This window comes from Longispora albida DSM 44784 (assembly GCF_000379825.1).
Taxonomy (GTDB): domain Bacteria; phylum Actinomycetota; class Actinomycetes; order Mycobacteriales; family Micromonosporaceae; genus Longispora; species Longispora albida.
This window is the reverse complement of sequence record NZ_KB903836.1, coordinates 115,198-133,931: the sequence shown is the minus strand read 5'-3', so window position 1 is coordinate 133,931 and position 18,734 is coordinate 115,198. Positions and strand designations below refer to the sequence as shown.

Below are 18,734 nucleotides of genomic sequence, written 5' to 3'. Positions count from 1 at the left end.
CAGAGGAGGTAGCGGGCGTTCACGGCATGCGGAGCCAGCCCCGGCGAGAGTGTCTCGCCGGAGCTGGCTCCGTTCCCCCGTGTCCCTGCCCGCTGTCAGGAGGGCGGGGACGGCCAGACCGGCGGGGCCGGGAAGACCAGCTGCGGATCGGTGGCGATCCGGGCCAGCTCCTCGTCGGACAGCCCGTTGCCGTTGCCCTGGCCGATCTCGAAGCCGGCCAGCACCTCGTAGGTGTCCGAGCGGTGGTGGCGTACCCAGCGCATCGGCACGGCCGAGCCCATGCTGGCCGTGTAGGTGATCAGGCGGCTGCCGTCCGGGAGCTGGACGTCGGTGCAGTCCTTCGCCGGTGCCGCGCAGCCCTGTACCCGCGCGCCGGGCCACAGGTACATCAGCGACACCCGGAGCTTCTTCCCGGTGTACTTCCACTGGCCATGCCAGTCGGTGGCGTAGGCGGCCCGGTCGTCCGGGATGGGCTTGCTGGTCGTCCAGTCGCTCGGGTACACCGTCACGGTCACCGGGTGCTTGCCGGCCGGCAGGTCCGCGCGGACCCGCTGATCGATCAGCGCGCCGGTCGCGCCGACCACCGGGCCTTCCGGGGCCTGGGCGGTGGAGGGAGCGGCGAACTGCGCGGGTACCTGCGGCGCCTGGCCGGTACCGGCACCGCCGGCCAGCGAGACCGCGACGGGCACGGAGACCACAGTGGCCAGTACCGCCACGGCGAGCGCGAGCCCGTGCTGGACGCGGCGGGCCCGGCGGCCGGCCGTGATCACCGTGCCGGCCGTCAGCCCGAACGGCGGCTCATTCTCGGTCACGTGCCCGCTGAGCAGCGCACGTACCTGTTCGTCTTCCATGATCATCCTCTCGGGAGGGCGCGCGCCCCGAGCGCGGCCCGCAGGGTTTGGACTCCACGTGACGTCTGGCTCTTGACGGTGCCCTCAGCGACGCCGAGCAGCTCGGCCACGTCGGCGACCGGCAGGTCAGCGAGGTGGCGGAGCACGACGATCGCGCGCTGCTGACGCGGCAGGGCCGCCAGCGCCCGGGCCAGGTCGACCCGGTCAGCGGGATCACCACCAGCGGCTGCCCGGTCCGGTGGCTCGGCAACGACCTGTTCCCGCCCGGCGAGCCGCCGCCCGGACAGGAACAGGTTCACCAGCACCCTGTAGGTGTACGCGTCCAGGGTTTCGCTGTGCAGCCGGTGCCACCGCCGGTATAGCCGGACGAACGTGGCCTGGACCAGGTCTTCGGCGGCGTGCCAGTCACCGCACAGCGCGTACGCCATCCGGCGCAGCCGGGCAGCAGAACCCCGGAAGTACTCCGAGAAGTCCTCTTCCCAGTCGGTCATCGCCCGCCTCCTCGTTCCTGGTCTCGCGGGTAATACCCTCGCCAGGCACCAGAAGGTTCAAGTCCGCAGGCAACTTTCCCGGTCCATGATGGACCGGGTCCCGGGGAGGCGGAACTCCGCTGGGTATCGGCAAAGGTGACAGGAGGGCCTCTGGCGGTGGAGCGGGCGGCTACATACAGGACGATGCAAGGCTGGCAGGTGCACGCCGATCAGGATGGAGCAGCTGGATGATCATGATGCGTTTCATGCTGGCGAGGAGGCCGCTGAGGTGCGTGCCCAGCTTCAGCAGCGGAACCCACGCGATCGCTGGGGCTGTCCGGCCTGACGAGTACGCCGAGATTGTGAAGGGTCTCAAGCTGCGGCTGGAGGCTTTGCACGGGGGTGGCGATGCCTCCTGCGTTGCCTCTGAGCCTCTGGGACCCGGCGAGCGATGGCGCAGCGGAGGCGAGGGAAATGGATCAGGGTTGCTGACCCCTGTTCAGCCCCTTCCGGAGCCCCCAGGAGGCAGGGCTGGCACTCGGCGTTTAGCCCGCGTCATGGGCACATAACCCGATCCTGGCCTGCACTGGTAGCGCTTTCTGCGTGCTGGTGTTGCCGCACGGGCTACATGGAGGAAACGGGGCCACCTGTGCCGTCTTAACACGCAAGAGCCGGCGCCCGGCCTGACTGCGATGGATGCACAGTCAGCCCGGGTTCAGGTCGCCGCTAAAGGTTGTTCCGTAACGCCTTGGGGGCTGGGCGGTTGGGGATGGTGTGCAGGTCACCTCGTCGCGACGGCCAGAGTTGATCTATCCGTTCACGGGGTTGAGTCCTCGTCAGTTCAGGCGGCTGGTCCGCGTGGTGCGGCGGCGGGGCGGCGATGTGATCGCCGACCGCCGGCCGGGCCGGCTCGATGTCCAGTAGAGGTGCGAGCCGATCGATGATCCGATGCGCCGCAGTGGCCGAGACCCCGAACAGCATCGGGGCGGGCTTCGGCAGCGCGCCGAGCGGCCAGGACACCGAGATCTCCCGGTCGCCGTCGCGCAGGCGGGCCAGCGGGCCGGTACCGCCACCGGAGAAGCTCACGGGCAGCACAGCCGCAGCCGGGGACACCGTGCCGTCGGCCTGGGCCCGCAGTGCCGTGTCGATGGCGGCCCACGAGCCGTCCGGCTTACGGGCCCACCGGGGCTCAGCCGAGCTCTCGGTGCTGTACCCGCCGCCGGGCTTGGCGAAGGTCTGCGTGGTCTCCGAGCGGAGCCCGGCCACCTCGACCCGCTTCGCGCAGGCCCTGGCCATCGCGCTGGCCGCCGCCGCGCTGGCCTGGCTGTCGAGGCAGGTGGCCGGTACCGCAGCGGCGGCTGGGGACATGGCTGCCAGCGGTGGCAGCAGGGTGGCTCCGAGCAGGGCAATCATGCCGCGGGACCAGCTTCGGGTCCGTCGCGCACGAGAGGACATGAACGCGACTCCAGGCGTCGTGAGGGGCTGTGCAACCCCGCGAACCTAGGTTCGGCCGCTGTATCGCTGCTGTAGTAGCTCTGTCCCCCCTCTCTATCCGCCGCTGGCCGCGCTCGTTGCCCTGGTCAGGCGGGTTACTCCGCCCACTGTGGAAGCACGCACCGGACGTATGTCCTGCTGGCCGTGCGCCCGCGCCGGCAGTGACGCGGGCGCGCGGGTCCGCTGCTGTCAGCCGGTGACCTTGCCGAACAGGTGGTTGGCGGGAGCGTCCGGGTCGTTGCCGTAGAAGAACTCCGTGACCGCCTGGTGGAACTCGGCGCGGGACAGCGCACCGGAGCCGTCGTGGTCCAGGGCGGTGAAGACCGCGGCGCAGTCCTCGCTGGAAACGCCGGCCACCGAGTCGAACATCTGCTGGAACTCGGCCATGCTGATCGTGCCGTCCCCGTTGAGGTCGACGAGGTCGAAGAAGCAGTTGGTCACCGGCGCGATCTGCTCCGGGTACATGGCGCGGTCGGTGAGGACCCGCCGGAACCCTTCGGTCATCTCCCGGACGTCGACCTTCCCGTCGCCGTCCTGGTCCATCGGGGCGATCACGTTCGCCCAGAACCCGTCCATGCCGTCGGTGAGCTGGCGGGCGGTCGAGGAGCCCGGCGCGGTGCCGCGGGCGGCGATGTAGCGCTCGCTCATCATCCGGACGTCGTCCTGGGTGATGAACCCGTCGCCGTCGACGTCCGCGCCCCGGAACCACTGGCCGTACTTGAGGTCTTGAAGTGTCGTCACGTTCACATACAGTAACCATGGCGTTACGCAGGCGCAATCTGACGGCCGCGCACCTGGCTTGCGGACGTCAGTGCCCGAGGTCCGGTGGCGTGAAGGCGAGCACTTCGGGAAGCGGCCCGTCGTACGGCTCGACGTCGACCAGCGCGCTGAGGGCACTCGGCCCCTGGGACAGGCGTGAGCACGGCCGATCGGCGGTGAGGACGTTCGGGTTGCCGTGCCGGTCCAGTGTCCCGCTGAGGCCTGGCTGGGCGGGATCCCACCACGCCCCGGTGGACAGCTGCACGACGCCGGGCATGAGGTCGTCCGAGAGGATCGCGCCCGCCAGGCAGCTGCCCCGGTCGTTGAAGACGCGGACGACCGTGCCGTCCCCGATGCCCCGTGCTGCGGCGTCCTGCCTGTTGATCGTCACTGGCTCACGGCCGCGGATCTTCGAGCCGAGGCTGTGACCGCCATTGTCGTACTGGCTGTGCAGGCGCGAGGCGGGCTGGTTCGAGATCAGGTGCAGCGGGAACCGGCTCGACAGCTCGGCACCCAGCCATTCCACCGGCTCGAACCACATCGGATGCCCGGCGCAGTCGTCGTAGCCGAACGAGTCGATCTCCTCGGAGAAGATCTCGATCCGGCCCGACGGCGTCGGCACCGGGAAACGCTGCGGATCCGAGCGGAGCGCCTCGAAGCTGCCCGCGACCGGCCCGGTCAGCGCCGGAAGCTCGGCGGTGGCGTCCCGCCAGAAGTCGTCGAAGCTGGGCAGGGTGGCATCGTCCCCGAGCGCGGCGCTGGTCTGCTCGTAGAGGTACCGGACCCACCCGATCTCAGAACGCGACTCCGTGAACTCCTGGCCGAATCCGAGCCGGGCAGCCAGAGCCGCGAAGATGTCGTGGTCGGTACGCGATGCGCCAGCCGGCTCGCGGACCTTCGGCATGGCGACGAGGTGGGGGTCGCAGAATCCGGCGGCGAAATCGTCGCGCTCCAGGCTGGTGGCGACGGGAAGGACGATGTCGGCGAACTTGGCCGAGGTGTTCCACCAGGCCTCGTGGACGATCACCGTGTCCGGGGCCTGCCAGGCCCGGGTCAGCTGATGGAGATCCTGGTGGTGGTGGAACGGGTTCCCTCCGCACCAGTAGATGAGGCGAAGCTCGGGCAGCGTGACGCGCTGGCCGTCGTAGTCGATGGTCTCGCCCGGGCGCAGCAGCGTGTCGGCGATGCGCGCGACGGGGATGAAGTCCGCGACGGGGTTCGGAACCCGCGGGATCGCCGCCACGAAGGGGCGGCCCCTGGCGACGCCGGTCGCGTCCATCGTCGCGTAGCCCGCGCCCCAGCCGCAGCCTGCCCGGCCCATGGAACCCGCCATGGCGGCCAGCACCACGGACATCCAGATCGGCTGCTCGCCGTGATCCGCCCGCTGGACCGCGTAGTTGACCATGATGAGGGAACGCTGTGTGGTGAGGCGGCGGGCGAGATCGGTGATCGTGGCGGCGCTGATGCCCGTGATACCCGCCGCCCAGGCGGCGTCCTTGGCGACGCCGTCGTGCTCGCCAGTCAGGTAGGAGGCGAAGCGGTCGAAGCCGACGCAGCACCGGCGGAGGAAGTCCTCGTCGTGCCACCCGTTGACCAGCATGGTGTGCGCGATGCCGAGCATCGCGGCGGTGTCGGTGTTCGGGACGACAGGCAGCCACTCCGCGTCGAGGAAACCGGCGGTGTCGCTGCGGATGGGACTGATGTTCACGAACCGCACCCCGGCCTCACGGCACCGGCGCTGGAGATCCTGCGTCTGGTGCCTGGCCAGCCCGCCAGGGTTGATCTGGCTGTTCTTCAGTGCCAGGCCGCCGAATGCCACCACGAGCTCACAGTTGCCCGCGATCTCGTCCCACATCGGCATCCGGGACTGGTAGCTCCACGGATGCCCGCCGATCACGTGAGGGAGGATGACCTCCAGCGCGGCGGTGCTGTACGTGTTACGGGAATCGGTGTATCCGCCGCCCAGCGCGAGGAACCGGTGGAGCTGGCCCTGCGCGTTGTGGAACGCGCCGGCACTCGCCCAGCCGTACGATCCGCCGAACACCGCGCTGTCCCCGTACCGCGAGCGCACCCGGCGGAGCTCGTCGCCGACGATCGTGATCGCGTCGTCCCAGCTCACTTCCACGAAGGCATCGGCGCCCCTGGCCGTGTCGCGGGTTCGCGGCAGGCCGTCCAGCCAGCCCTTGCGTATCGCCGGGCGCAGCACCCGGGCGCGATCCTCGTGGGCTGTCACCATTCCCGGGCCGATCGGCGACGGTGCGGGGTCATCGGCCTTCGGCTCGATCCGCACCAGCCGGCCCGAGTCGACGACCGCGATGAAACTGCCCCAGTGCGTCGCGACCGATCTGCGTTGCTCCACTGTGGATCAACTCCATCCCTCCGGGCTCCCCGCCCTCGGACAGCCGGACATCGGGCGCTTCGTCGGCTTCCTGCCAGCTCGGCCGATTCTCCCACGCAGAAGCGGTCCTCCACCAGACCTGCCGGTTCGTACCGGGCGTGAACGGCATCGCCACGGCCCGCTTCGACGACGAAGCGTCGACGATCCGCGGCTGGGCCAGCGCCGATCCGGTCAGTTTCACCCGCTGAACCCGCGCACAGCACAATCCCGGACTGGTCCGCACGGATATCACAAGTGAACACGGCGAAGCCCGCCGGACGTTGCGTGACGTCCGGCGGGCTTCGCCGTGCGGGTCAGAGTTCCCTGTCGCCGTTGCCCCAGCAGTTGCCGCACTGGCGGGGGATGCTGCCAGCCTCGTGGCTGGCCGGGCCAGCGGTGGCCGCGGCGGTGAGGGTACCGAGGGCCGCGACGGCGAGCAGGGCGAAAACGGCGATACGGATCTTGCGCATGGGGGAACTCCTGGTTTACAGAGGGGGTACCCGCGCGCCGCTTCGGCCAAGGGCTAGTCCCAGGGCGAATCGGCTGTCGACACCGATCCGGTCCATGAGCCCGCGCAGGGTGGAGGAGACGGTACGGGGGCTCACGCCGAGCTGCCGCGCAGCGGTGTCGTCGGTGTGCCCTCGTCCGAGAAGGACTATGAGGGCTCGTTCGCGTTCCGTCAACTCCACGTCGGACACGCCTGCGGTGCGCGGGTCGGTGGCCGAGGCCCAGCACCGGGCGAACAACGCCACCAGCGCATCGACGACGATCGGGGCGTTGACCTGCACGGCTCCCCTGGTCAGGTCGGCGGGGTCGATCGGCATCAGCGCGACCCTGCGATCGTAGATCAGCAGCTTGGCCGGTACGTGGACGGTGGTGCGCTGCTCCGCGCCGAGCTTGCCGAGCTTGTCGGCGTGGTTGGCGGTCGCGTCGCCGTCGGCCGGCGGGCGGCTGATGGTGCGGAGCCGGACGTTGCGGGCCAGCAGGGCCAGGTCGAGGGGCGCGGCCACGGCGACGGTCGCGGCTTCGGCGACGGCTTCGGGGTTCATGGCGAGGTGCTCGAAGCGCTCGGCGGCGGCGAGTTCCCCGATCCGGTCGCGTACGGCGTCAAGGCCGCGCAGCTCCTCCATGCCCGCCTGGCCGGCCGCCGGGTCGATCCCGGCCATGACCAGGGCTTCGGTGTGCCCGGCCGGGGCTGGTACGCCGGGGCGGGCGCGGGTGCGGCTGCGGCGGAGCCGGGTGACCGCCTGGTCGGGGGCGAGCACGTGCCAGCCGTTGCTGACCGGGCGGGCCAGTCCTGCGGCGTGCAGTTCGTCACAGGCGGACAGCGCGCGGGCCATGGTCAGGCCGAGGGAACTGTGCAGCAGGCCGGCCGGCTGGGCGCCGAGGGAGTGCAGTGCCCGGTAGACCAGGTCGGCGTCGGGGCTCAGGCCCCAGCGGGCCAGCGAGGGTACGACGACGGGTTCCGCCAGCTCAGCCCCCGTGATCATGGGGCTGAGCGTACCGCGAGGAAGTTTCGGGGATCCGGCTGCCGTGCCTGGTCAACGGCGATTGCGGAAACTCGCAACCGCCCTGCCGCCGGGCCCGGATCTGCCACAGGCTGAGCGCGTTCCCCTCAACCCGCACCGTCCTGGAGCGTGTGGTCATGTCTTTGCGGCAAGTGTCCCTGTCTTTCGCCCCTCGGGGGGCCCGTCACCGGGGAGCCGTGTTCGCGGCACTGTCGATCCTCGCTGGCGTGCTCAGCCCGATCGGGCTCGCGGCGGCCCCGGCTGCGGCGGATACGGCTGCCGAGCCGGTGTGTTCCGGCAGCCAGCCCGATGAACCTGCGGCGCTCGCGATGGCCGCAGCCTGCGGCAGCCGGGTCGAGGTCACCGGCCTGCGGTCGGAGGTCGAGCAGGTCTTCGCCCGGCCGGACGGCGGCTTCACCTCGGAGAAGTCGCTGGACCCGCGCTGGACGAGGGACGGGCTGTCGTGGAAGCCGGTGGACACCACGCTGCGGGTACTGCCGGGCGGGAAGGTCGCCCCGGTCGCCTCGGTGCTCGGGGTGGAGTTCTCCGGCGGCGGGACCGGGCCGCTGGCCCGGCTGAATGACAACGGCAGGGAGATCGCCATCTCCTGGCCGAACGGGCCGCTGCCCGCGCCGTCGCTGGCCGGGGACAGTGCGACCTATCCAGAAGTACTGCCGGGGGTCGACCTGCGCGTCACCGCCACCACGCTCGGTTTTTCCGAGGTGCTGGTCGTGAAGAACCGGGCGGCTGCGGAGAACCCGGCCGTGAAGAACATCAAGTTCGGCCTGAGCTCGGCCGGTGTGACCACGTCGAAGACTGCCGCCGGTGGCATGACGGCGGTGGACGCGGAAGGCAACGCGGTCTTCGACTCGCCGACTCCGATGATGTGGGACTCGGCTGACGTGAACCCGCCGATCCCGCCGAAGGACGGCACGGCGGGCGAGGGCCAGGACGTTCCGGTACCGGTCGAGCCGAGCCGGGCCGCCATGCCCGCCACCGTCGAGGGCGGCGAGGTGTCCATCACCCCGGACCCGGAGATCGTGAGCAGCCCGGACACGCAGTACCCGCTGTACATCGACCCGGGCTTCACCGGGAAGATCCAGGACAACGCGTGGACGACGGTGTGGAGCCGTCCCGACCTGCGCAACACCTCGTTCTGGCGCAACGGCACCGCCGCGGAGCAGGCCAAGGTGAAGGGCGGGGCTCCGGCCGGCCTGACCTGCGACCACATCTACTCCGACGCGACCTGCGCGACCCAGAAGTACACGGTCCGCTCGCTGTTCCAGATGGACACGAAGAAGATCGCGGGCAAGCGGATCACGGGTGCCTCCTTCCGTATCCAGCAGCAGTGGGCGTGGACCTGCGGCAGTGGCGGTACCAACGCGAAGGTCTGGCTGACCGGCCCGATCTCGCGGGACACCACCTGGGAGCACCAGCCGAACTGGGACAGTTCCCTGACCGCCGTGGCGCCGGGCAACCACCGTGCCGACAAGAGGTTCGGCTGCTCGGGCAGCGGTGACGTCGAGTTCGACGTGACGAAGATCCTCCAGCACGGCGTGCAGGACCGGGGCTGGACGAATGTCGTCCTGGGCCTGCGGGCCGACAACGAGGGCACCACGAACCAGTGGAAGCGGTTCAACGCCACGTCCCCGGTCCTCGCGGTCGACTTCAACAACCCGGCCGACCCGCCGCAGGACCTCAAGGTGGACGGCAGGGGCTGCGTGACCGGTAGTGGCCGTCCGGTGGTCGCCACGGCCACTCCGACCCTGAGTGCCAAGGTCACTGACCCGGACAAGGACACGATGCAGGTCAAGTTCGAGGTGCGGCGCTGGAACGGCACCCGGTTCGAGGACAACCCGGTGACGTCCGGTACCCAGCAGACGGTCGCGCACAACACGCGCGGCCAGTGGACGACCGCAGTGCTGGCCGGCGGCGGGATCTACTCCTTCAAGGCCGCCGCCGAGGACTACGGCAAGGGCGGCAGGTGGAGCGGGTACAGCGGCAGCTGCGAGTTCGAGGTGGACCTGACCGATCCAGTGAAGCCGGCCATTACCTCCGCCGAGTACCCGGAGAACTCGGTAGGCTGTGCCCCCGAGGGGTGCGGTTCGGTCGGCAAGACCGGCAGGTTCACGTTCAAGAGCTCTGATGACGTGGTGAAGTACCGGTGGGGCTTCGGTTCCCTCAACCGGGAGAAGTTCGCGGCCAAGCCCGGCGACCCGGTGACGGTGACGTGGACACCGCAGGAAGGCGAGCACGCGCAGAAAACCCTGACGGTACAGGCGATCGACAGGGCTGGGCGGGTCGCGACCCGGACGTACCAGTTCATCGTGCGCTCGCCGCAGCCGGCCAAGGCCCGGTGGCGGCTGGACGAGCCGGCCGGTACGACCGCGCTGGTCAACCAGATGAAGCCCGGCACTCTGGACGCGACGCTCAACGGGGGCGTCCTGGGTGTGCCCGGCCGGACCCGTGGCGGCGACAGCGCCGTCCGGTTCGACGGCACGGCGGCGGGTAACGCCACCACCACGCAGGCCGTCGACACCAGCCGCAGCTTCTCCGTGGCAGCGTGGGTGCGGATCAGTGACAAGAGCGCTGTGCGGACGGCGGTCAGCCAGGACGGCTCGCACGTGCCCGGTTTCCAGCTCCAGTACACCCCCGGGTGTGACTGCTGGCAGTTCGTCGTGCCGAGGTCTGACGCGCTCAGCCCCGGGCAGGTCGCCGCCGCGAGCGCCGACAAGGCCCCAGCCAATGTCTGGACGCACCTCGCGGGCGTGTTCAACGCCGAAACCAAGACCATCACCTTGTACGTGAACGGCGAGAGGGCAGCGCAGACCGCGGCGCCAGCCGTCCCGTGGAGCGCCAGGGGCCTGTTCACGATCGGCCGCAGCCAGTGGAATGACAAGCCGGGTGACTTCTGGAAGGGCGACATCGCCGACGTCCGCGCCTGGGACCGGGTGATCTCCGAGACCGAGGTGTCCGGGGTCGCCGACCCGCAGCTGTCCGGCAAGGTCGGCGAGTGGCACTTCAGCGAGAACAGCGGTACCACCGCGTACGACTCGACGAACTACGCCAACGACCTCAACCTGACGCTCGCTCCCGGTGCGACCTGGGCGGCGGGCAAGGCCGGCACCGGCATGCGGCTGGACGGCAATGGGTACGCCGAGACCGACCGGCCGGTTCTCAACACCGACCAGTCGTTCACGATCTCGGCGTGGGTGCGGGTCACCGGTACCTCGTTGCCGGCCCGGAACATGACGGCGGTCAGCCAGGGCGGTACGCGCAACAGTGCCTTCTACCTCGGGTACCGGCAGTGGGCTGGTGACGCGCGCTGGTCGTTCACGTGCGCGACGGCCGACTCGGACGAGACGGGCTGGAACCACGCCCGCACGCAGACATCGCTGACCACAGCCGACCTGAACAAGTGGACGCACCTGGCCGGCGTGTACGACGCGGCGGCCGGTGAGATGCGGCTGTACGTGGACGACGAGCTCAAGCACACCGCGCCGTGCAAGCTGTGGAACTCGGAGAACCCGCTGTCGGTGGGCCGGGCCCGGTACAAGGGCAACGCGGTGGACGGCTGGACCGGCGACATCGACGAGGTGCAGACGCTGGCCGGTGTGGTCGTGCCGAGCCGGGTGGTGACGATCGACGGGCCGAGGTCCGGTCCGATCCGGTCCGGGGCCGGTGCGTGCATCGACCTGCCGGGCAACGCGAGCGCGGACGGCACGCCACTCCAGATCTTCACATGCAACGGCGGCGTCGCGCAGTACTGGGTGTACAACCCCGACACCCGGGCGCTGAACGCGCACGGCAAGTGCGCCACCGTGAAGGGCACCGCGATCCAGCTGCTGCCGTGCGACAACACGGCCGGGCAGACCTGGGTGCACGACCCGTCGACGCTGGCGCTGCGTACCTCGGCCGGCTGCCTGGACGTCCCGGGCGGCGTGAGCACGAACAGCACGAAGCTCCAGGTGTTCGCCTGCAACAGTGGTGCCGCCCAGCGCTGGCGCTTCTCCTAGCAGTACCCGGGGCTGAGCTGACGGCAATCGGCTCAGCCCCGTTCCCCTCTCTCCCGCGATCCCCTCGTACAGGAAGACAGACATGCGTGCAGTGCGCCGTGCCCGGCTGAGCCGGGTACTTCATCGTGGCCTGGCCGTGGCCATGGCCGCCGGGCTGCTGGCGGGGGTGGCTGACAGTTCCCCAGCGCTGGCCGCCCCGTACAGCCCCGGCAAGACCCAGAAGGAAAAGCCGGTCGCCGGTACCGTCGTCAGGCCGGGCACGGCCCAGGCCGGTATCCGCGCCTCGGTCAGCAAGCCGGATCCGCAGTGGCCGTCCGCGTCCACAGTGGATGTTGACCTCGCCGCGGGCGGGGGCCAGCGTCTCGCGCCCGGGCAGCGGTTCATGGAGCTGCCGTCGGCTGTGCGGGCTGCTGGGACTCCCGTGGCGTTCAGCAGCCCAGCCGGAGCGGCGGTGCGGGCTCCGTCCAAGGTACAAATAAAGACTCGTGATCGAGCGGCAGCATCCGCAGCCGGCGTCGATGGCCTCGTTTTTGACGTGCGCAGCCTGGATGGTGCCGGTCAGGCGACGGTGTCGGTGGACTATTCGGCCTTCCAGTCGGCGCATGGTGCGGACTGGGCGAGCCGGTTGCGGCTGATCGAGCTACCCGGGTGCGCGCTGACCACGCCGGGTGCGCCCGGCTGTGAGGGCAGGCCGGTGCCGAGCGTGAACAGCCCGGAGAGCACCACCGTGTCGGCGGCTGTGCCGTTGTCCGCCGAGGCTGACACGACGCTGGCTCTCGCGCCTGGCACGGCCGGGCCGGCGGGCAGCTTCGAGGCGACCACGCTGTCGCCGTCGTCGACGTGGACGGCGGGCGGGAACAGTGGCGAGTTCTCGTGGAGCTATCCGCTGCGGTCCCCGCCGGCGATGAGCGGGCCGGTGCCGTCGGTGAAGTTCCGCTACTCGTCGTCCAGTGTGGACGGTAAGGTCGCGGCCTCCAACAACCAGCCGTCGTGGATCGGTGAGGGTTTCGACTACTCCCCCGGTTTCGTGGAGCGCCGCTACCGCAACTGCGCCGACGACATGACCGGCGGCAACAACACGAAGAAGACCGGCGACAGCTGCTGGGCGGCCGACAACGCGACCCTGTCCCTGAACGGCCGGACCAGTGAGCTGATCAAGGACTCCGGAAACCGGTGGCGGTCCCGCTCCGACGACGGCACGCTGATCGAGCGGGTGACGGGCGCGGTGAACGGCGCGAAGAACGGCGAGCACTGGCAGGTGACCACGCCGGACGGTACGAAGTACGTGTTCGGCAAGTCGGCCCCGGCCACCCTGACCGCGCCGGTGTACGGCAATCACGAGGGCGAGGACTGCCACGCGGCGGCGTTCAAGGATTCCGACTGCGTCCAGGGTTACCGGTGGAATCTGGAGTCCGTCGAGGACCCGCACAAGAACACCATGACGTACGTCTACGCCAAGGAAACCAACAAGTACGCCCGTGAGGGCACCACGACCGACCTGGTGAGCTACGACCGTGACTCGTACCTGACGCGGATCGACTACGGCACCCGTTCCGATCGTACCGAGACCGCGCCGTTCCAGGTCGTGTTCACCACGAGCGACCGGTGCCTGTCGGACTGCACGAAGTTCGACGCGACGCACTGGCCGGACACGCCGGTCGACCTGGAGTGCAAGGCCAGCCCGTGTTACGTGGGCTCGCCGACGTTCTGGTCGAAGAAGCGGCTGACGGGTGTGCTGAACAAGGCCGGCGGCAAGGACGTCGAGTCGTGGACGCTGACCCAGTCGTTCCCCGATCCGGGTGACGGCACCCGTGGCGGGCTGTGGCTGGACAAGATCTCACACGTGGGCCTGGCTGGCACCAGGACCCCGGTGCCGGACATCACCTTCGAGCCGGTGCAGCTGCCGAACCGGGTGGACACCCACTCCGACCAGTACCCGGCGATGAAGTGGCACCGGATCAAGTCGATCATCACCGAGACCGGCGCGAAGACCACTGTGGAGTACTCCAGCCCGGACTGCGTTCCCGGCTCCCGGATGCCCGACCCGGCGAAGCTCGCCGAGAACAAGCTGCGCTGCTACCCGGTGTACTGGACGCCGGACGGGGAACTCAAGCCGATCCTCGACTACTTCCACAAGTACGTGGTCACCGACGTGACCGAGGCCGACCCGAGCGGCGGGGCCGTGCGGGCGATCACGCACTACGACTACGCCGGCGATCCCGGCTGGCGGTACGCCGACGACGACGGGCTGGTCAAGCCGGCCAGCCGGACCTGGTCCGGGTGGCGGGGCTACGCCGAGGTGCGCACCACCAAGGGCGACCCTGGCGAGCAGTCGGTGAGCGTCAGCAGGTACTTCCGTGGTCTCGACGGCGACAAGTTCACCACCGGCACCCGCTCGGTGAAGCTGCCGGCCATCGCGACCGGTGGCGTGCCGGAGACCCCGGACGAGGACGCCTACGCCGGCATGACCCGCGAGTCGATCATCTACAACGGAACCGCTGAGGTCTCGGCGACGGTGAACGTGCCGTGGCAGTCGGATCCGACCGCGACCCGGACCATCAACGGCTGGACCGTGCACGCGCGCCACGGCGGCATCGGCGCCGTCCACACCCGCACGGCGCTGGACGGCGGCCGGGCTCCGCGCACCACGACCACCAAGACGGCGTACGACGACCACGGCATGCCGTTCAAGGTGGACAACGCGGGTGACGACGCGGTGACCGGCGATGAGACCTGCGGGATCACCGACTACGCCCGCAACACCACGGCCTGGCTGACCTCCTTCGTCTCCCGGCAGCGCAGCTACGCCGTGAGCTGCGCGAAGGCCGCCGTCCCGGCCAAGCTCACCGAGGCCGACGTGCTCAGCGACAACCTGACCGACTACGACGGCAAGGCCAACGGCGTCGCGCCTGCCGAGGGCGAGCCGACGAAGACCTGGCAGCTCAAGGCCTTCACGGCCGGGCAGCCCAGCTACATCACGGCCACCACCACCCAGTTCGACGTGTACGGCCGGGCCGTGCTCACCTCCGACATCAAGAAGAACACCAGCAAGATCGAATACACGCCGGCGCTCGGCGGCCCGGTGACCCAGACCCTGACCACCGACGCGATGGGCTGGCAGACCAGCAGCACCGTCGACCCCGCCTGGGGCGCGCCAGTGCTCAGCGTGGACAGCAACGGCCGCCGGACCGAGATGGCGTACGACGGGCTCGGCCGGCTGCTCAGCGTGTGGCAGCCGGGCCGGGACCGGGCGCAGGTCCCGAACATCAGTTACGAGTACCTGGTCCGCTCCGGCGGCACCACCGCCGTGCACACCAGGAAGCTGAACGCGACCGGCGGGCAGTTCAGCATGTACACCCTGTACGACAGCATGCTCCGTCCCCGGCAGACCCAGTCGGCGAACGGGGCCGGCGGCAGCGGCGTGGTCGTCACGGACACCTTCTACGACTCGGCCGGTCGGGCCAGCGCCGCACACGGCATGTACCTCGCGCTCGGCAGCCCGGGCCCGGACCTGTTCCGGCCGACCCAGCAGGTTCCGAACCGCAGCGAGACCACCTTCGACGGGGCCGGCCGGCCGGTCGCGTCCACGCTGAAGGTGAACGGCACGGTCCGGTCGAGGAGCACGACGGCGTACGGCGGCGACCGGGTCGACGTGACCCCGGCGGCCGGCGGCACCCCGACGTCCACGCTCAAGGACGCGGCCGGGCGGACGGTGGAGTTCCGGCAGTACCACGCGGGTGAGACGGCGGGCAGCGCCAACCCGGCGGACTATGACGCGACCCGGTACACGTTCAACCGCAAGGGCCAGCGGTCCAGGGTCACCGACCCGGCGGGCAACAGCTGGGGCTACGAGTACGACCTGTGGGGCCGGACGGTGAAGACCACCGACCCGGACCGGGGCACCACCGAAACGAAGATCAACGACTTCGGTGAGGTCACCAGCGTCACCGACGCGCGGAAGATCACGCTGTACTTCGGTTACGACAAGATCGGCCGCAAGACGAGTGTCCGGGAGGGTGCCGCTGACGGGCCGCTCCGGCTGAGCTGGGACTTCGACACCCTGCCGAGCGGCGAGAAGGTCAACGGGAAGCTGGTCCGCTCGACCAGGTTCATCGGGGCCGAGGCCTACGTGAAGGAGACCACCGGCTTCACGGCCGACTACCAGCCGAGCGCGGTGAAGTACACGATCCCGGCTGCGGGCGTGAACGGCACCTACACCTACGTCTACACCTACAACCAGGACGGCACGGCGCTCAGCCAGCGCATCCCGGCGGCCGGTGACCTGGCTGTGGAGACCCTCGGTTACGGGTACGACGGGATGGGCCGGCCGGTGACGCTGGACTCGGGCTACGGGACCAGGGCGAAGACGACGCTGGTCGCGGGCTCGACGTACACCTCGTTCAGCGAGCTGGGCACCTACAGCCTGCGCAACGAGGGCGGCAACACTGTGGACATCACCCGGCACTACGAGGAGGGCACCCGGCGGCTCGACCAGATCTGGACGTCCAAGCAGACCGGGCCAGCCACGATCTCCGACGTCCGCTACAGCTACGACCTGGCGGGCAACGTCTCCGCGATCTCCGACCTGACCAGCGGCGACAACCAGTGCTTCAGGTCGGACTACCTCCAGCGCCTGACCGAGGCATGGACACCGGCCGCCCGCGACTGCAAGGCGGCCCCGACGGCGGCCGGGCTGGGCGGCCCGGCGAAGTACTGGCAGAAGTTCACCCTGGACGTGCTGGGCAACCGCACGCAGCAGGTGGAGCACGGCACCACGGCCGGCGACCGGACGACTGTGTACACGCCCGAGGCGGGCAGCCACGCGCTGGCCAAGACGGTGACCACGGACAACTCCGGGACGAGGACCGGCACGTACACCTACGACGCCGCCGGTAACACCGAGACCCGGCCGGCCGGCGCCAACGGCACGCAGACGCTGCTGTGGGACGCCGAAGGCCACCTGGCGAGCAGCACCGACAAGTCCGGGACATCGTCCTATGTGTACGACGCCGACGGCAGCCGCCTGATCCGGAAGGACCCGTCGGGTACCACGCTGTACCTGCCGGGGCAGGAGATCCGGTTCAACGGCACGGCGAAGACCGGCACCCGGTACTACACTCACGGCGGCCAGACAGCCGCCACCCGGACCAGCACCGGCCTGACCTGGCTCGTGCAGGACTCGCAGGGCACCACCCAGGTCACGGTGAACGCCGTGACGCAGGCGGTGTCGAGCCGGCGGAGCACCCCGTTCGGTACCGAGCGCAACGTGGCCCGCAGCTGGCCGGCGAGCCTCGACCGTGGCCTGGTCGGCGGCACGAAGGACAGCACGGGCCTGACGCATCTCGGCGCCAGGGAGTACGACCCGGCGATCGGCAGGTTCGTCTCACCGGACCCGGTGATGGACCTGAGCGATCCCCAGCAGTGGCAGGCGTACCTCTATGCCAACAACAGCCCGGTCACCTTCTCCGACCCGAGCGGCCTGTGCTGGTGGGACATCTGCAACAAGCTCAAGCTGTTCGGAGCAGGCGTGATCGCCTTCGGCGGCGCGAAGATCGGCGAGGCGGTGGTGGCCGGAGTGACCGCCGGCGACCACGGGCTCGACGCGATCACCGGATCGCGGGCGCAGTCCCTGGCCGAGGGCCTGGGCGGGCCGTTCGAGTCCTCCTTCCACGCGGTGAAGAACCGCAAGGGCACCCCGGACGACCCCACCGCCTACGGCATCGGGATGGAATGGGCATCCGGCAAGGGGCCGAAACACCGCGATCTCAAGGACGGCGACCGGTTCGTCACCAAGCTCCAGGAGCACGGTCACGTCCAGAAGACCCGGGAACTGATCGCAGACCAGGTCCGCAGCGGCGAACTCAAGGTCGGCGGGAGCGACTCGAACCGGTACAGCCTGGGCGGCGGGTTCACCCAGAGCGCGAAGAAGTTCTACAACGACATGACGAACAACCTGTCGGCCGGCCTGCTGGGCTCCTACAGCCTGGAGTACACCCTGATCGGGGTGGACAAGAAGAAGGGCACCGCGACGGTCGCCTTCCGGATCACCAACTCCAGCACCATGGCCTCGGCCACCCGGCTGCCACCGCCGATCGGGTACAGCGAGTTCTACAAGAAACACGTCAACCCGATGCTGAACAACTACTTCCCCAGCGGCCAGGGCTCGGAGAAGACCCAGACCGTCACGTGGACGGAGGAAGTACGGATCGCGCCAGACCCGGCCCCGCCGATCCGCGGCAACGAGAAGCGAGGCTGCGGCCGGTTCCCAGGAGAGTGCTAGCCGCACCACGAACAGGCATCGCCGCCGGGGTAGGGGAACGCCCCGGCGGCGATGCCGCCTTTCCGCCTGACAGCGCCTCGTGCCTACGGAAGCAGCTTTACCCCGCACATGCCTCGCAAGCCGGCACCAGGAATCATCCGGTACGGGACGGCCGACGGCGGCGCGTCTGGCGGGGCTCCCCGGCCGGGTAGGCCAGTGACATGACCCCAGCGCCACGTGAGTCACGCACCGTCCTGGAATCCGGGCGGGTCCTGCGCGGCCGGTACCAGCTCAGCCGCCTGGCCGGCCGTGGTGCCACGGCCTCCGTATGGCAGGGCACGGACCTGCGCTCCGGGCGCACTGTGGCCGTCAAGGTCCTCCACCGCGCCGGTGGGTTCGACGCGGCGGCCCGCCTGGGGTTGCACACGACCAGCAGAGCCCAAGAACGGCATGAGGCCGAATCCACTATGGAGTGCTAGATTTGGCGACAGAGCTGACGCTAGCCAACTGGGTCCTCGGCGGCGTGCCAGTCACCGCACAGCGCGTACGCCATCCGGCGCAGCCGGGCAGCAGAACCCCGGAAATACTCCGAGAAATCCTCTTCCCAGCCGGTCATCGCCCGCCTCCTCGTTCCTGGTCTCGCGACTGCCCGGTAGAACCCTCGCCGGAACCCCGGCAACTCCCCGAACGCTGTTCCGCGACCACCGTGATGCACACTAATCCCGCAGCCCTTGAGCCGATCATCCAACTGTCGCAAGTGGAATGATCAACCAAGGGCTGCCGCCACGATCACCGAAGTAGTCTCTCGGCACCCACAGGGTTAAAGACCAAGTGAGTCGTGGAACGACTCAGCCCAGTCTTCATACGCCGATCGAACCCGCGCAAACGACTCCGGGACGTCCGGAATGCTGTCACCGCGAAGGTGCGCGCCAATGCACTCCAGCGCGTGGCTTGCTGAGGCATGACGCGGCCTGGCCTTCGCGGATTGCAAAACCTCGGG

At 69.7% G+C, this 18,734-nt stretch carries 10 protein-coding genes and 1 pseudogene; 5 read left to right on the top strand and 6 right to left on the bottom strand.

Annotated elements, in window-relative coordinates:
- Positions 1-95 precede the first annotated feature (95 nt).
- Together A3G1_RS0126415 and A3G1_RS0126410 are read right to left on the bottom strand one after the other, a co-directional pair.
- Positions 96-851 carry a hypothetical protein gene (locus A3G1_RS0126415; RefSeq protein WP_018352508.1) on the bottom strand — a complete coding sequence of 252 codons (756 nt, stop codon included), beginning with the start codon at positions 849-851 and terminating at the stop codon, positions 96-98.
- A gap of 2 nt (positions 852-853) precedes the next feature.
- Complete coding sequence (locus tag A3G1_RS0126410) at positions 854-1,342, bottom strand: SigE family RNA polymerase sigma factor (RefSeq protein ID WP_018352507.1); 489 nt, start codon at positions 1,340-1,342, stop codon at positions 854-856.
- Between the two features lie 753 nt (positions 1,343-2,095).
- Here A3G1_RS0126410 and A3G1_RS40890 point away from each other — a divergent pair.
- Both A3G1_RS40890 and A3G1_RS42360 read left to right on the top strand, forming a co-directional pair.
- A pseudogene (locus tag A3G1_RS40890) lies at positions 2,096-2,230 on the top strand (IS5/IS1182 family transposase); the annotation flags it as partial.
- Positions 2,231-2,261: 31 nt separating this feature from the next.
- Positions 2,262-2,825: a hypothetical protein gene (locus A3G1_RS42360; protein ID WP_157641418.1), complete on the top strand. Its 564-nt coding sequence runs from the start codon at positions 2,262-2,264 to the stop codon at positions 2,823-2,825.
- A gap of 179 nt (positions 2,826-3,004) precedes the next feature.
- Here A3G1_RS42360 and A3G1_RS0126400 read toward each other — a convergent pair whose 3' ends face one another.
- From A3G1_RS0126400 to A3G1_RS39090, 4 genes are all read right to left on the bottom strand, one after another.
- Complete coding sequence (locus tag A3G1_RS0126400; RefSeq protein WP_026212542.1) at positions 3,005-3,556, bottom strand: EF-hand domain-containing protein; 552 nt, start codon at positions 3,554-3,556, stop codon at positions 3,005-3,007.
- A 67-nt stretch (positions 3,557-3,623) separates the two neighbouring features.
- A complete protein-coding gene (locus A3G1_RS0126395) occupies positions 3,624-5,933 on the bottom strand; it encodes a molybdopterin-dependent oxidoreductase (RefSeq protein WP_018352504.1) in 2,310 nt (769 codons plus the stop codon).
- Positions 5,934-6,265: 332 nt separating this feature from the next.
- Positions 6,266-6,421 (bottom strand): hypothetical protein, encoded by a 156-nt coding sequence (locus tag A3G1_RS40885; protein WP_018352502.1) that lies wholly within the window; start codon positions 6,419-6,421, stop codon positions 6,266-6,268.
- Positions 6,422-6,436: 15 nt separating this feature from the next.
- Positions 6,437-7,441 carry a helix-turn-helix transcriptional regulator gene (locus A3G1_RS39090; protein WP_018352501.1) on the bottom strand — a complete coding sequence of 335 codons (1,005 nt, stop codon included), beginning with the start codon at positions 7,439-7,441 and terminating at the stop codon, positions 6,437-6,439.
- Positions 7,442-7,656: 215 nt separating this feature from the next.
- On the opposite strand from A3G1_RS39090, the gene A3G1_RS0126375 reads away from it, so the two are divergent.
- The 3 genes from A3G1_RS0126375 to A3G1_RS0126365 all read left to right on the top strand — a co-directional run bounded on the left by A3G1_RS0126375 (position 7,657) and on the right by A3G1_RS0126365 (position 18,213).
- Positions 7,657-11,475, top strand: a complete 3,819-nt coding sequence (locus A3G1_RS0126375) for a LamG-like jellyroll fold domain-containing protein (RefSeq protein ID WP_018352500.1) — start codon at positions 7,657-7,659, stop codon at positions 11,473-11,475.
- An 82-nt stretch (positions 11,476-11,557) separates the two neighbouring features.
- Positions 11,558-17,755, top strand: a complete 6,198-nt coding sequence (locus A3G1_RS36970; protein WP_018352499.1) for an RHS repeat-associated core domain-containing protein — start codon at positions 11,558-11,560, stop codon at positions 17,753-17,755.
- A 200-nt stretch (positions 17,756-17,955) separates the two neighbouring features.
- Entirely contained in the window at positions 17,956-18,213 is a 258-nt protein-coding gene (locus A3G1_RS0126365) for a hypothetical protein (RefSeq protein ID WP_026212541.1), read from the top strand.
- Positions 18,214-18,734 lie beyond the last annotated feature (521 nt).